The following is a 14646-nucleotide window of genomic DNA, read 5'->3' as shown; positions in this document are numbered from 1 at the left end:
GTGCTGGGACTGCCGGACGGCGTCAGAGCCTGTCTGTTCGACCTCGACGGTGTCCTCACGGACACGGCCCGCGTCCACGCCGCCGCCTGGGCCCGCACGTTCGACGAGTACCTCGCCGCCCGTGCCGCCCGCACGGGAACCTCCTTCGTGCCGTTCGACGCGCAGGCGGACTACGCCGCCCACGTCGACGGCAAGCGACGGGCCGACGGCGTGCGGGACTTCCTCACCAGCCGCGGCATCCACCTGCCCGAGGGGGAGCCCGGCGACGCCCCGGACGCCGAGACCGTGAACGGCGTCGGCAACCGCAAGAACACCCTGGTCCAGCAGCTGGTGCGGGACGACGGCGTGGAGGTCTACCCGGCCAGCCGCCGGTACGTGGACGCCGCCCGCGCGGCGGGCCTGGCCCTCGCCGTCGTCTCCTCCAGCGCCAACACGGCCACGGTGCTGCAGGTCACGGGGCTGGCGGACCGCTTCGACGTCGTGGTGGACGGCGTCGTCGCCCGCGAACGCTCCCTGCCCGGCAAGCCGGCCCCCGACACCTTCCTCGTGGCGGCGGAGGAGCTCGGCGTGCCCCCCGGCGCCGCCGCGGTCTTCGAGGACGCCATCGCGGGCGTCGAGGCCGGCCGGGCGGGAGACTTCGGCTACGTGGTGGGGGTCGACCGGCTCGGGCAGGCGGACGCCCTGCGGGCGGCGGGGGCCGACGTCGTCGTGACGGATCTGGAGGAGCTGCTGTGAAGGGACACGCGGACCTCGGGCGCGACCCGTGGGTGCTGTGCGAGAAGGAGCTCGACCTCGAGCACCTCGGGCAGACGGAGTCCCTGTTCGCCCTGTCCAACGGCCACATCGGGCTGCGCGGCAACTTCGACGAGGGGGAGCCGAACGTCGTCCCCGGCACCTACGTCTCCGGCGTCTTCGAGCATCACCCGCTGCCCTACCCGGAGGGTGGCTACGGCTACCCGGAGGCCGGGCAGGCCATCGTCAACGTCACCAACGGCAAGCTGATCCGCCTGCTCGTCGACGACGAGCCCTTCGACGTGCGCTACGGCAAGCTCACCAAGCACGAGCGACGCCTCGACATGCGGACCGGCATCCTGCGGCGCGAGGTGCACTGGACCTCACCCGCCGGCCGGCCGGTGCGGATCAAGTCCTCGCGCCTGGTGTCCTTCTCCCACCGCGCCGTCGCCGCCATCGCCTACACGGTGGAGGCGGAGGAGGAGACCCGCATCATCGTCCAGTCCGGGCTCGTCGCCAACGAGGCGGGACCCGTGCCGGCCGAGGGGGACGACCCGCGGGTGGCGAAGGCGCTGCACTCACCGCTCGTGGCGGTGAGCCAGGACGTCGAGCAGCGCGGCGCCGTGCTCGTGCACCGCACGGCGCAGTCGGAGCTCCACCTCGCCGCCGGCATGGACCACGACATCGAGTGCGACGCCCAGTACGACCTCGAGAACGAGGCGCGGGCCGACTGGGCGCGCACTTCGGTCGTCACCGTGCTGCAGCCGGGCCAGAAGCTCCGCCTCGTGAAGTACGTGGCGTACGGCTGGTCCGGCACGCGCACCTCCACCGCGCTGCGCGACCAGGTGGCCGCCGCCCTCACGAGCGCCCGCTACGGCGGCTGGACCACGCTCAGGGGCCTGCAGGAGGAGTACCTGGCCGAGTTCTGGGACGCCGCGGACGTCGAGATCGAGGGTGACCCGGTCCTGCAGCAGGCGGTGCGCCTCGGGCTGTTCCACGTGCTGCAGGCGGGTGCCCGCTCGGAGGGGCGCGCGATCGGGGCGAAGGGGCTGACCGGCACCGGCTACAACGGCCACACCTTCTGGGACATCGAGGGGTTCGTCCTGCCCGTCCTGACCCTGACCGCCCCGGAGGCCGCCGCCTACGCGCTGCGCTGGCGCGCCGGGACCCTGCAGGCGGCGAGGGACCGGGCGCGCACCCTCGGGCTGGGCGGGGCCACGTTCCCGTGGCGCACCATCGACGGCGCGGAGACGTCGGCGTACTGGCCCGCCGGGACGGCCGCCTTCCACATCAACGCCGACATCGTCCGGGCCTTCGAGGTCTACCGCCAGGTCACCGGGGACATCACGCTCGAGCGCGAGGGAGGCTTCGCGGTCCTCGTCGAGACGGCCCGGCTGTGGCACTCCCGCGGCCACCACGACAGCCACGGCGGCTGGCACATGGACGGGGTCACCGGTCCGGACGAGTACACGGCGGTGGTCGACGACAACGTCTTCACCAACCTCCAGGCGGCGCGGAACCTCACCAGCGCCGTGGAGGCGTGCCGACGCAACCCCGACCTCGCCGCAGAGATGGGCGTGACGACGGCGGAGCTGGCCGCCTGGGAGAAGGCGGCCCGGAACGTCCACATCCCCTTCGACGAGACCCTCGGCGTGCACGAGCAGTGCTCGCACTTCACCCGGTTCGCCGAGTGGGAGTTCGAGCCGAACGGGCACCGCTACCCGCTGCTGCTGCACGCGCCGTACGTGCAGCTGTACCGCAAGCAGGTGGTCAAGCAGGCCGACCTGGTGCTCGCGATGCACTGGCACCCGCAGGCCTTCACGGCAGAGGAGAAGGCCCGCAACCTCGACTACTACGAGCGCCGCACCGTGCGCGACTCCTCGCTCTCCGCCTGCACCCAGGCGGTGATGTGCGCCGAGGTCGGGCACCTGGACCTGGCCCGGGACTACCTCCACGAGGCGGCCCTGGTGGACCTGCACGACCTGCAGCAGACCACCGAGCACGGCGTGCACCTCGCCTCGCTGGCCGGCGCCTGGATCGGCGTCGTCGCCGGCTTCGGGGGCCTGCGCGAGGACGGTGAGGTGCTGCGCCTCGCACCCGCCCTGCCGTCGACCATCAAGGCGCTGACCTTCCGGGTGCGCTGGCACGGGATGCGGCTCGAGGTGCGGATCGGCGAGGGCGAGGTGCGCTGCGCGGTCGCCGGCCCGGCCGGCTGCCGCATGCCGCTGCGCCTGTACGACGAGGACGTCGAGGTCGGCGACGACGTCCCGCTCGTGCGCCCCCTGCGCACCCCGCAGCCGCTGCTGCCGCCGCCCACGCAGCCGCCCGGGCGGGCACCGCGGCGTATCAACGGCGAGGGCGGGTTCGAGGTGCCCCGGGCCCTCGAGGCCGACCACGTCGCCTGACCGGTCTCACTTCTCGTCGTCGTCGCGCCAGCCGTGGGAGTGACGCAGGCTGCGGGCGCGCGCGGCGTCCGCGGCCTGGCGGCGCCTGGCCCGCTCGGTGGCGCGGGTGTCCCGGACCGGCAGCTGGATCGCTGTCTCGGCCGCGCGGATGCCGGCGACGAGCTGGCGGGCGCGGATGGCCTCGGCGTCGATCTCCGCGCCGAGGAGCAGCGCCATGTTGATGATCCACATCCAGAGGGAGACCACGACGATGCCGGCCAGCACGCCGCCGTAGGTCAGGTCGAACCGGCCGGAGTAGGCGTACAGCCGCAGCCCCAGGGTGGCGACGGCGGCCAGGCCGATCGCGACGAGCGCGCCCGGGGAGACCCACCGGAACCGCGGGTGCCGCACGTTCGGGGTGGCGTAGTGCAGCAGCGCCACCACGAGGACGGCCGCGAGCAGGAGCACCGGCCAGCGCACCACCTCCCACACCACGACCGCGGTCCGGCCGACACCGAGCACCGCCCCCACCGCCCGGGCCACCGGCCCGGAGACCACGAGCAGGATCGTCACGAGCACCCCGAACGCCACGAGGACCACGGTGGTGAGCAGGTGCCACAGCTGCAGGCGCCACAGCGGGCGGCCCTCGTGCACCCCGTAGATCTGGTTCATCGCCCGACCGAACGACCCCACGTACCCGGCCGCCAGCCACAACGACGTGACGAGCCCGACGACGAGGGAGAACCCGGCGGCAGGATGGTCCGTCAGCGCGAGCACCGGTCGGGTCACCGCCTCGAACGACTCCTGGTCCGGCGCGAGCAGCCGCAGCACGTCGAGCACCGCCGTCACCGCGGCCTCGTTCTGGCCCGCGAGGGCGAAGATCGAGGAGATGGCGACCGCCAGCGGCGGGACCGACAGCGCCCCGAAGAAGGTCATGCCGGCCGCTCGGTCCCAGCACTCGTCGTTGAAGAACTCGCGCAGTGCCTTGCCCGCCATGAAGCGGCGCGAGGGGCGCCGTCCGACCACCTGCGTCTGCCGGACGGGCGCCGACGTCCCGAGCCCCTCCTGCGCCATCGCCTCCACCTCCCGGACCAAGCCAAGCACCGGGATGGCCGGCTCGCTCGGCGTCCGCCGGGCGGCCCACGTCCCCGCCCCGTTCTGCACCTTGTCCGGCGGACGAGGTACCGTCGGCCGCGAACCCCGTCGCCACGAGGCTCCCAGCAACGCCCCAGTAAGGAAGGTCCGCGTGACCAGCAGCCGCAAGCTTGTGATCGTCGAGTCGCCCGCCAAGGCCCGCACCATCGGCGGGTACCTCGGTCCCGACTTCGAGGTCGAGGCCAGCGTCGGTCACATCCGCGACCTCCCGCAGCCCTCCGAGCTGCCGCCGGAGATGAAGAAGGGGCCGTACGGCAAGTTCGCGGTCGACGTCGAGGGTGACTTCGACCCCTACTACGTCGTCGACTCGGACAAGAAGAAGAAGGTCACGGAGCTCAAGAAGGCGCTCAAGTCCGCCGACGAGCTCTACCTCGCCACGGACGAGGACCGCGAGGGCGAGGCCATCGCCTGGCACCTCCTCGACGTCCTCAAGCCCAAGGTCCCGGTCCGGCGGATGGTCTTCCACGAGATCACGCGGGAGGCCATCAACCGCGCCCTGGAGAACACCCGCGAGCTCGACACCCGCCTCGTCGACGCGCAGGAGACCCGGCGCATCCTCGACCGCCTCGTCGGCTACGAGGTCTCGCCGCTGCTGTGGCGCAAGATCAAGCCCGGCATCTCCGCCGGGCGGGTGCAGTCCGTCGCCACGCGCATGGTGGTCGAGCGGGAGCGGGAGCGCATGGCGTTCCGGGCCGCCTCGTACTGGGACGTCAAGGGCACCTTCACGGGGGGCCCGTCCGACGACCGTGCCCGGTTCGTGGCGCGGCTGGTCACGCTCGACGGCCGGCGGGTCGCCTCCGGTCGCGACTTCGGCGACGACGGCCAGCTGAGGGCCGCGGCCGTCAGGGCCGGCACGGTCCACCTCGAGCAGGCGCTCGCCACGGACGTCGCCACGGCGCTGGAGAAGGTCCAGGCCCGCGTCGTCTCGATGGAGACCAAGCCCTACACGCGCCGTCCCGCGGCACCGTTCACCACCTCCACCCTCCAGCAGGAGGCCTCCCGCAAGCTCCGCATGAGCGCCCGGGAGACCATGCGCACCGCGCAGGGCCTGTACGAGAACGGTTTCATCACCTACATGCGTACCGACTCCTCGGCGCTGTCCGGGCAGGCGATCTCCGCCGCCCGCCGCCAGGCCGCGGAGCTCTACGGCGGCGAGTACGTGCCCGAGAAGCCGCGCGTGTACGGCACCAAGGCCAAGGGCGCGCAGGAGGCGCACGAGGCGATCCGGCCCGCCGGAGACTCCTTCCGCACCCCCGCCCAGGTGGCGAGCCAGCTCAGCGGCGCCCAGTTCAAGCTGTACGAGCTGATCTGGAAGCGCACCGTCGCCTCCCAGATGGCCGACGCCCGCGGCTCCACCGCCACGGTGCGCCTCGGCGCCGACCCGACGCTGGCCGACGGGCGCACCGTGGCCGCCGAGCTCACCGCGTCCGGCACGGTCATCACCTTCCGCGGCTTCCTCGCCGCCTACGAGGAGGGCCGCGACGCCGACCGGTACGAGACCAACGGCAAGGACGACAAGGACACGCGCCTGCCGGTGGTGGCGGAGGGCGACGTCGTCGTCACCGAGCAGGTCCTGGCCGAGGGCCACGAGACCACCCCGCCGCCGCGTTACACCGAGGCCAGCCTCGTCAAGGCCCTGGAGGAGCGTGGCATCGGCCGGCCCTCCACCTACGCCGCGACGATCTCCACCATCACCGACCGCGGCTACGTCGACCGCCGCGGCCAGGCTCTCGTGCCCACGTGGCTGGCGTTCTCCGTGGTGCGCCTCCTCGAGGACAACCTCCCGCGCCTCGTCGACTACGACTTCACCGCCGAGATGGAGTCCGACCTCGACCGCATCGCGTCCGGCTCCGAGGACCGCGTGGACTGGCTCGCGAAGTTCTACCGCGGCGACGACGCCACCGAGCGTCCCGGCCTGAAGAACCTCGTCGAGGGGCTGGGGGACATCGACGCCCGCGCGGTCAACAGCATCGACATCGGCGACGGCATCACGCTGCGCGTGGGCCGCTACGGTCCCTACCTGGAGACCCCAGGGGAGGACGGCCAGGAGGGCAGGCGGGCCTCGGTCCCCGACGACGTCGCCCCCGACGAGCTGACGGTCGAGAAGGCCCGCGAGCTGCTCGAGCGCCAGGCCGACGACGGCCGCGAGCTCGGCGTGGACCCGGCCACCGGGCACACGATCATCGCGAAGAACGGCCGGTTCGGCCCCTACGTCACCGAGGTCCTGCCGGAGGAGGACGACGCGGCCGAGGCTGCGGCGTCGGGCAAGAAGCCGGCGAGGAAAAAGGCGAAGGCGAAGCCGCGCACCGCCTCGCTGCTGAAGTCCATGCAGCTCGAGACCGTCGACCTCGAGCAGGCGCTGAAGCTGCTGTCGCTGCCGCGCGTGGTGGGGACCGACGCCGAGGGCGTCGAGATCACCGCCCAGAACGGCCGCTACGGCCCGTACCTGAAGAAGGGGACGGACTCGCGCTCGCTCGAGAGCGAGGACCAGATCTTCGACATCACCCTGGAGGAGGCGCTGGCGATCTACGCCCAGCCCAAGACCCGGCGTGGTGCCACCGCGAAGCCGCCGCTGCGCGAGCTCGGCACGGACCCCGTCAGCGGCAAGCCGGTTGTCGTCAAGGACGGCCGGTTCGGGCCGTACGTCACCGACGGCACGACCAACGCCACCCTGCGCAAGGACGACGCCGTCGAGTCGATCACCCCCGAGCGCGGGTACGAGCTCCTCGCCGAGAAGCGCGCCAAGGGGCCGGCCAAGAAGCCGGCCCGCAAGCCGGCCGCACGGAAGACGACCACGACGGCGAAAAAGACGACCACCCGCAAGACCACGGCGAAGGGCTGAGCGGGCATGGTCGCGTCGCCGCTCACCCGCACCTTCCTCGTGGTCGCGGTCGTCTCCGGCACCGTGATCAGCGCCGCCGTGCTCCTGTGGGTCTTCGACGTGATCCCGATGGCGGCGTTCCTCGGCGTCGTCGTGGTGACGTTCGTCGTCGAGGCGCTCGTGATCCTCTCCACCGTCCGGAGGACCGGCCGGGTGGCGTCCGGGCCGGCAGGCGGCGTGGCCGCCCCGCCCGGGCCGGCCGGCACCGAGGTCCACGGCGCCTCGACCGTGCGCGAGCCCGGTGTCGACGGGGTCGGCTACGACCCGATGGAGAGATTCCGGCCGCCGCAGGGCTGAGACCGCCCGTAGATTTCTCCCATGACCTCTCCGGCGACGACGCCGCCCCCGCTGCCCGCACCGCCCGACCCCCGCGACGCGCCGCCGCTGCGCTGGGGGATCCTCGGGGCCGGCGGGATCGCCGCCCGCTTCGCCCGGGAGGTGCCGGCCCGGTCCGCGCAGCGGGTGGTCGCCGTCGGGTCGCGCGACGCCCTGAAGGCGGCCACGTTCGCCGCCGAGCACGGCGTCGAGCGGGCCTACGGCAGCTACGCGGGCCTGCTGGCGGACCCTGAGGTCGACGTCGTCTACGTCGCCACGCCGCACAGCCACCACCACGCGCACGCCCTGCTCGCCCTCAACGCCGGCAAGCACGTCCTGGTGGAGAAGGCGTTCACCCGCAACGCGGCGGAGGCGCGTGAGGTCTTCGCCACGGCCCGCGAGCTGGGCCTCTTCGCGATGGAGGCGATGTGGACCCGCTTCCTGCCGCACATGGTGGCGCTGCGCCACGTCGTCGCCGCCGGGATGCTCGGCGAGGTGGTCGCGGTCCACGCGGACCACGGGCAGCGCCTCGACCTCGTCGAGCGGCTCCACGCGCCCGAGCTCGCCGGCGGCGCCCTGCTCGACCTCGGCGTCTACCCCCTCTCCTTCGCGCACAGCCTCCTCGGGGCGCCGTCGGCGGTGCACGCCGCCGGGAGTCTCACGGCGCTGGGTGTCGACGCCCACGAGGCCGTCACCCTCACCTACGACGGTGAGCGGGCCCGCACTGTCGCCGTGTGCACCGCGAACATGTGGGCGCGCACCGCGACGACCGCCTCGGTGGTCGGGACCGAGGCGCGGGTCGACGTCGCCTCCCCGTTCTACGGGACCACCCGGTTCACGCTCGTCCCGTTCGACGGGCCGGCGTGGACCTGGCCCGCCGACGGCGAGGACCTCGGCGGCTTCCAGCACCAGGCGGCCGAGGTCGCGCGGTGCGTGGCGGCGGGGGAGCAGGAGTCCGCGACGATGCCCTGGCGGGCCACCGTGGAGGTCATGGAGACCATGGACGAGGTGCGGCGTCAGCTCGGCGTCGTCTACCCCGGCGAGCGTGCGGGCCTGGACCCCGCGGTCACGGCCGTCCCGGAGCCCGACGCCACCCCCCGCTGAGCGGGGAGCGGAGGCGGACTCGGCCGGCCCCGGGGACGACGGCGGAGCGTGTCCGCCCGCGCGGCTACCCTGGCCCGGTGAGCCCCGAGGTCCCTGCCGTCGTCCCGCCCGCCACCGACCTCCCCCACCGCGGGTGCTTCGTCTCCTTCGAGGGCGGCGACGGCGCCGGGAAGTCGACCCAGCGGAACCTGCTCGGCGCCTGGCTGACCGGCCTGGGGCACGACGTCGTCCTGACGCGGGAACCGGGCGGCACCCCGCTGGGCCAGGTGCTGCGCGACGCCGTCCTGCACGGCGAGGACCTCGACCCGCGCACGGAGGCGCTGCTCTACGCCACGGACCGCGCCCACCACGTCCACCGGCTGGTGCGTCCCGCACTGGCGCGCGGCGCCGTCGTCGTCACCGACCGCTACCTCGACTCCTCGGTCGCCTACCAGGGCGCTGCCCGCGACCTCGGCGACGGCGAGATCCGGGACCTGTCGCTATGGGCGACCCGGGGCCTGCTCCCGGACCTGACGGTGCTGCTCGACCTCGATCCCGCCGTCGGCGCCGGGCGCCGGACCGCGGCCCCCGACCGGCTCGAGCGGGAGTCGCTGGAGTTCCACACCCGGGTCCGCGAGCACTTCCTCGCCCTCGCCGCGCAGGAGCCGGCGCGCTTCCTCGTCCTGGACGCGACCGCCGCGCCCGAGGAGCTGCACGCCGCCGTCCGCACGCGCCTCCGGCCGCTGCTCCCGGCGCCCGCCGGACGTGCCGGCCACCCCGCCGCCGTGCCGGAGGAGCGCCCGTGAGCGTCTGGGACCAGGTGGTCGGCCAGGACGAGGTCGTGGCCACGCTGCGCGACGCCGTCCTCGCCTCCCGCCAGGCCGACGGCGCCGCCGCGGCCCGCGCCATGACGCACGCCTGGCTCATCACCGGGCCCCCCGGCTCCGGGCGCTCGGTGGCCGCCCGCGCCTTCGCCGCCGCCCTGCAGTGCACCGACCCGGCGGAGCCGGGCTGCGGCCGGTGCCACGGCTGCGCCACCGCGCTGGCCGGCACGCACGCCGACGTCACCCTCATCTCCACCGAGAAGGTCACGTTCCTCATCGAGGAGATCCGCCCGCTCGTCTCCCAGGCGCAGCGCGCCCCGTCCCAGGGACGGTGGCGGGTGATGCTCATGGAGGACGCGGACCGCATGGTCGAACGCACCTCCAACGTGCTGCTCAAGGCGATCGAGGAGCCGCCGCCCCGCACGGTCTGGCTGCTGTGCGCGCCGAGCCCCGAGGACGTGCTCACCACGATCCGCTCCCGCTGCCGCGCCGTGCACCTGCGCGTCCCGGACCCGCGCGCGGTGGCCGACCTGCTGGTCCGGCGCGACGGGCTCGACCCCGACGTGGCGCTGGCGTCGGCGCGTGCCGCCCAGTCCCACGTCGGCCTCGCCCGGCGCCTGGCGCGCGACCCCGAGGCCCGGCAGCGGCGCCGGCGGCTGCTGTCCGTGCCCGCCGGCATCCGGGGGGTCGGGGACGCCGTCCTGGCCGCCGCCGAGCTCATCGAGACCGCGTCCGCGGACGCCAAGGCCGCCACCGAGGAGCGTGACGCGGCGGAGAAGGCCGAGCTGCTGCGCAACCTGGGCGCCGACGCCGGCACCCGGCTGCCGCCCGCCCTGCGGGGGCAGGTCAAGCAGCTCGAGGAGGACCAGAAGCGGCGAGCCACACGCGCGCAGCGCGACGTGCTGGACCGCGCGATGGTGGACCTGCTCTCCCTCTACCGCGACGTCCTGGTCGTCCAGCTCGGCGCCGACGTGGAGCTCGTCAACACCGATCTGGCCGACGAGGTGCGGCGCCTCGCCGCAGGCACGACGCCGGAGCAGACGGTGCGGCGCATGGACGCCGTCGGGGTGGCCAGGGAGCGGCTGGCGGCCAACGTCGCCCCCCTGCTCGCGGTCGAGGCGATGATGGTGGCCCTGCGTCCCCAGGGGTGAACCGCGACGCATCGTGGGGGAGGGGGCGGTGCGGGACCGGGGTGGGCCGGTAGCGTGTGGGCGTGCCACGCTCCTTCCGCGCCGCCGTCCTCGGCGGGCTCGCCGCCGCCCTGACGCTGTCCGCCTGCACCGCCGAGCCGCTCGAGCGTGTCGCAGATCCCGGTACCACCGCCGTCCCCTCGGCCACCGCCGAGGAGACGTCCCCGTCCGCCGGGCTGCAGGGCTACTACGAGCAGCAGATCGCCTGGGAGAAGTGCGGCGACTTCGAGTGCTCCGAGGTCACCGTGCCGCTCAGCTACGACGAGCCCGACGGCGAGAGCATCACCCTGGCGGTCAAGCGTCTCGTCAGCAAGGACCCCGCCGCGCGGGTCGGCTCCCTCCTGGTGAACCCCGGCGGGCCCGGGAGCCCGGGCGTCGAGCTCGTCGACGCGGCTCCGACGATGTTCAGCGAGAACCTGCGGGCCGCCTACGACGTCGTCGGGTTCGACCCCCGTGGGGTCGGCTCCTCCACGCCCGTGGACTGCGTCAGCGACGCCGAGCTCGACCGGCTGCGCAGCGTCGAGTACGACACCGAGACCCAGGACGGCCTCGCCGCCTACGCCGCCGACGCCAAGCTGATCGCCGACGGGTGCGCCCAGAACACCGGGGAGCTCATCGGCCACGTCGACACCGAGTCGGCGGCCCGGGACATGGACATCCTCCGGGCCGTCCTGGGCGAGGACAAGCTCGACTACCTCGGCTACTCCTACGGGACCTTCCTGGGCGCCACCTACGCCGACCTCTTCCCGGGCAACGTGGGTCGCCTCGTCCTCGACGGCGCGATGGACCCGTCGCTGAGCAGCCACGAGACGACGCTGGCGCAGGCCGTGGGCTTCGAGAAGTCCCTGCGCGCCTACGTGGCGGACTGCCAGGGCGGGCCCGACTGCCCGCTCACCGGCTCGGTCGACGACGGGGTCAAGCAGGTGCAGACCCTCCTCGAGGTCGCCGGGGACACCCCGCTGCCCACGTCGTCGGACCGGGACCTCACCGCCTCCCTCGCCTTCTCCGGCATCATCACGCCCCTGTACGACAGTGCGAGCTGGTTCGTCCTGACCGCCGCGCTGGACCAGGCGATCAACTCGAACGACGGCTCCCAGCTGCTCTTCCTCGCCGACCTCATGGCCGGGCGCGAGCCCGACGGCACGTACCCGAACAACTCCACCGAGGCCAACTGGGCGGTCAACTGCCTCGACTTCCCGAGCACCGGCGACCCGGCGCTGTGGCAGCAGGAGGCCGCGGAGCTCGAGAAGGCGGCGCCCACGTTCGGCCCGCTCATGGGCTACGGCGACATGCTGTGCGAGCAGTGGCCGGCGAAGGGCGACGCCGAGCGGGGCCCGCTCACGGCGGAGGGCTCGGCGCCGATCATGGTGATCGGCACCACCGGGGACCCGGCCACGCCGTACGAGTGGAGCGTCAGCCTGGCCGACCAGCTCGAGAACGGGTTCCTCGTGACCTTCGAGGGGGAGGGGCACACCGCCTACGGGCGCTCGAACGACTGCATCGTGCGGGCCGTCGACGACTTCCTGGTCGAGGGCGTGGTTCCGCAGGACGGGCTCACCTGCTGAGGCTCAGGTGCCCGGGCTGCCGGGCAGCTCGGCCGGCCGGCCGGTCTCACTGCCGGGTGGTGCGCAGTGATGCCGCCCACACCTGGCGGAACGGTTTTGTTCGATGCGGCGCCGTCCCGGTACAGTTGTCTGCGCTGCGTCGGGCGATCCCCGACGGGCACGCCGCCTTAGCTCAGTCGGCAGAGCGATTCACTCGTAATGAATAGGTCGTGGGTTCGATTCCCACAGGCGGCTCCAGGCCAGCGGCCCGGTCTCGACGGACAGTCGGACCGGGCCGCTGCTCGTTTCGGCAGACAGTCCCACGCCGGCCAGCATTCGACGGAGCGGCTCTCCCGAGGCTGAATGGGTGCGTGCGGCGATTGGCGTGGCGGCACCAGGGCACCGCCATTGTTGGTGGCTCGTCGGGCGACAGCCGCACTTTCGTGATATCCGGGCGACGTCGGAATCGGGGGGCAGCGTGGAGTCCCGTGCAGCCCCGCACGCCCGCACGGTGGTCGCGCGAGAGATATCCGAAGAGACGCGACGGTATTCCGCACGCGCCTTCGACGGTGAATTACGGGCGCCTCGGCTGTGAATTACTTCTCATTCTGCCTGGCGATCGCTGGGGGAGTTGCGAATTCGAGCGAAGTCTGAAGCTGTCCGTGAATGACCGGCCCGACCCCTCCGCGCGGGGGTCGGGGTGTACCGGTGACCCGTAGGGTCCGAGTCCGGCGGGGCCGCTGCCCGTCGGCCTGCTGGTCCGCGGGCCCCCAGCTCCACCCGGGTCCGCCAGGGCGTCCCACGGGCGCGGCGGCATGCCGGTGCGGGCGGCACTGGTTCGTGGTGGGGCTCCCCGGCCGTCACGGACGCGACGGCACGGGTCCATCTGGCCGGTCCCGGTGCCTGCTGGTGGGCGGGGACCGCTAACGGTGGGTGAACCGGCCGACGTACACTCGAGCCGTGGATTATCTCGTCGCGCTCGTCCCCTCTCTGGGCACCGGGCTGCTCTTCTACTTCGTGATCCGCGCCTTCGTCAACGCAGACCGGAATGAGCGCGAGGCGCTGCGCCGGCTTGACGAGGAGGAGATGCGTAAAGGATCGGAACAGGTTCCCGGGGCCTGATTACTTCTTCGTCCACAGCATCGCTTCACCGGCGTGACAATTCTCGTCGAAAGAATTACGCTCGCCACACGAGTGATCGATACGTATCACCGGCAGGAGCGCGTCGCCCTGTCCCCCTGCGGGTGCGGGCGGTCCTGATTCTTGACGATTGACGACGAGAAAGAACTCACCATGGCGCAAAAGGTGCAAGTCCAGCTCATCGACGACATTGACGGTGCCCCCGCGGACGAGACTGTCACTTTCGCACTCGACGGCATTACCTATGAGATCGACCTCACCGACGCGCACGCCAAGGCTCTGCGTGAGTCCTTCGCGGAGTGGGTCGGCCACGCCCGCCGGGCGGGTGGGCGGCGCACGCCTGCCAGGCGTTCGGGCGGCGGTGCTCGCGCCGCGTCGTCGGACGCAGGGAAGATCCGCGACTGGGCCCGCCAGAACGGCTACGAGGTCTCCGAGCGCGGTCGCATCTCGGCCGAGATCCGCGAGGCCTACGAGCGGGCCACCAACTGATCCGCTGATCTGACGGCTCGCGCGGCCGGTCGCCCTGCCGGGGTGGCCGGCCGTCGTCGTCGGGTCGCCCGGGACGTCCCGGGTGACCCCGGCCCGATGATGGAAGAATGACGGGCATGACCTACACCCTGGTACTGCTCCGTCACGGCGAGAGCGATTGGAACGCCAAGAACCTGTTCACCGGCTGGGTCGACGTGCCGCTGTCGGAGAAGGGCGTCGTCGAGGCGAAGCGCGGCGGAGACCTGCTCCGTGAGGCGGGCGTCTCCCCGGACATCCTCCACACCTCCCTCCTGCGTCGGGCGATCTCGACGGCCAACTACGCCCTCGACGTCGCGGACCTCCACTGGATCCCGGTCAAGCGCAGCTGGCGCCTCAACGAGCGCCACTACGGCGCCCTGCAGGGCAAGAACAAGAAGGAGATCCGCGACGAGTACGGCGAGGAGCAGTTCATGCTCTGGCGCCGCTCCTACGACGTGCCGCCGCCGGAGATCGAGCTGGGCTCCGAGTACTCCCAGGACTCAGACCCCCGCTACGCCGGGGAGCCGATCCCGCGCGCGGAGTGCCTGAAGGACGTGCTCGAGCGGGCCCTGCCGTACTGGAACGCCGAGATCGTGCCGGACCTCAAGGCGGGCAGGACCGTGCTCGTGGCCGCCCACGGCAACTCGCTGCGCGCGATCATCAAGCACCTCGACGGCATCGACGACGAGACCATCTCGGGGCTGAACGTGCCCACCGGCATCCCGCTGGTCTACGAGCTGGACGAGAACCTCGTCCCCGTCGTCAAGGGCGGGAAGTACCTCGACCCGAAGGCGGCGGAGGCGGCGATCGCGGCCGTCGCGAACCAGGGGAAGTAGCGCAGGGCCCGGCACCTGGCCGGGTCCACGCACGACGAAGGGTCCCGCACCGTGG

12 protein-coding genes and 1 tRNA gene are annotated in these 14646 nt (G+C 72.9%); 12 read left to right on the top strand and 1 reads right to left on the bottom strand.

What is annotated here, in order from left to right; genetic code table 11:
- Complete coding sequence (locus tag ATJ97_RS08385; RefSeq protein ID WP_098483360.1) at positions 1–735, top strand: beta-phosphoglucomutase family hydrolase; 735 nt, start codon at positions 1–3, stop codon at positions 733–735.
- A complete protein-coding gene (locus ATJ97_RS08380) occupies positions 732–3137 on the top strand; it encodes a glycoside hydrolase family 65 protein (RefSeq protein WP_098483359.1) in 2406 nt (801 codons plus the stop codon). The genes ATJ97_RS08385 and ATJ97_RS08380 overlap by 4 nt, the downstream gene beginning before the upstream one ends.
- 6 nt (positions 3138–3143) lie before the next feature.
- Here the strand turns inward: ATJ97_RS08380 and ATJ97_RS08375 are convergent, their stop codons facing one another.
- Positions 3144–4190, bottom strand: coding sequence for a YihY/virulence factor BrkB family protein (locus tag ATJ97_RS08375; RefSeq protein WP_098483358.1), 1047 nt, complete (start codon positions 4188–4190; stop codon positions 3144–3146).
- A gap of 172 nt (positions 4191–4362) precedes the next feature.
- On the opposite strand from ATJ97_RS08375, the gene topA reads away from it, so the two are divergent.
- From topA to ATJ97_RS08330, 10 genes are all read left to right on the top strand, one after another.
- Positions 4363–7113 (top strand): type I DNA topoisomerase, encoded by a 2751-nt coding sequence (topA, locus tag ATJ97_RS08370; RefSeq protein ID WP_098483357.1) that lies wholly within the window; start codon positions 4363–4365, stop codon positions 7111–7113.
- A gap of 6 nt (positions 7114–7119) precedes the next feature.
- A complete protein-coding gene (locus tag ATJ97_RS08365) occupies positions 7120–7449 on the top strand; it encodes a hypothetical protein (RefSeq protein WP_098483356.1) in 330 nt (109 codons plus the stop codon).
- A gap of 21 nt (positions 7450–7470) precedes the next feature.
- On the top strand, positions 7471–8571 hold the full coding sequence (locus tag ATJ97_RS08360) for a Gfo/Idh/MocA family protein (RefSeq protein WP_098483355.1): 1101 nt from the start codon (positions 7471–7473) through the stop codon (positions 8569–8571).
- Positions 8572–8648: 77 nt separating this feature from the next.
- A complete protein-coding gene (gene tmk / locus ATJ97_RS08355; RefSeq protein ID WP_098483354.1) occupies positions 8649–9356 on the top strand; it encodes a dTMP kinase in 708 nt (235 codons plus the stop codon).
- A complete protein-coding gene (locus tag ATJ97_RS08350) occupies positions 9353–10525 on the top strand; it encodes a DNA polymerase III subunit delta' (RefSeq protein WP_098483353.1) in 1173 nt (390 codons plus the stop codon). The genes tmk and ATJ97_RS08350 overlap by 4 nt, the downstream gene beginning before the upstream one ends.
- 62 nt (positions 10526–10587) lie before the next feature.
- Complete coding sequence (locus ATJ97_RS08345) at positions 10588–12129, top strand: alpha/beta hydrolase (RefSeq protein WP_098485325.1); 1542 nt, start codon at positions 10588–10590, stop codon at positions 12127–12129.
- A gap of 161 nt (positions 12130–12290) precedes the next feature.
- Positions 12291–12366, top strand: a tRNA-Thr gene (locus tag ATJ97_RS08340).
- A 702-nt stretch (positions 12367–13068) separates the two neighbouring features.
- Positions 13069–13230 carry a hypothetical protein gene (locus tag ATJ97_RS19760; protein ID WP_170037279.1) on the top strand — a complete coding sequence of 54 codons (162 nt, stop codon included), beginning with the start codon at positions 13069–13071 and terminating at the stop codon, positions 13228–13230.
- A 171-nt stretch (positions 13231–13401) separates the two neighbouring features.
- Complete coding sequence (locus ATJ97_RS08335) at positions 13402–13737, top strand: histone-like nucleoid-structuring protein Lsr2 (protein WP_098485324.1); 336 nt, start codon at positions 13402–13404, stop codon at positions 13735–13737.
- Positions 13738–13853: 116 nt separating this feature from the next.
- Entirely contained in the window at positions 13854–14591 is a 738-nt protein-coding gene (locus tag ATJ97_RS08330; protein ID WP_098485323.1) for a phosphoglyceromutase, read from the top strand.
- Positions 14592–14646 lie beyond the last annotated feature (55 nt).

The organism is Georgenia soli (assembly GCF_002563695.1).
Taxonomy (GTDB): Bacteria; Actinomycetota; Actinomycetes; order Actinomycetales; family Actinomycetaceae; genus Georgenia; species Georgenia soli.
This window is presented reverse-complemented; position numbering and strand designations above follow the sequence as displayed.

Coding starts and splice junctions, on each gene's coding strand:
- ATJ97_RS08360 (WP_098483355.1), top strand. CDS start 7,471: ATGACCTCTCCGGCGACGACGCCGCCCCCGCTGCCCGCACCGCCCGAC.
- ATJ97_RS08375 (WP_098483358.1), bottom strand. CDS start 4,190: ATGGCGCAGGAGGGGCTCGGGACGTCGGCGCCCGTCCGGCAGACGCAG.
- ATJ97_RS08330 (WP_098485323.1), top strand. CDS start 13,854: ATGACCTACACCCTGGTACTGCTCCGTCACGGCGAGAGCGATTGGAAC.
- ATJ97_RS08365 (WP_098483356.1), top strand. CDS start 7,120: ATGGTCGCGTCGCCGCTCACCCGCACCTTCCTCGTGGTCGCGGTCGTC.
- ATJ97_RS08335 (WP_098485324.1), top strand. CDS start 13,402: ATGGCGCAAAAGGTGCAAGTCCAGCTCATCGACGACATTGACGGTGCC.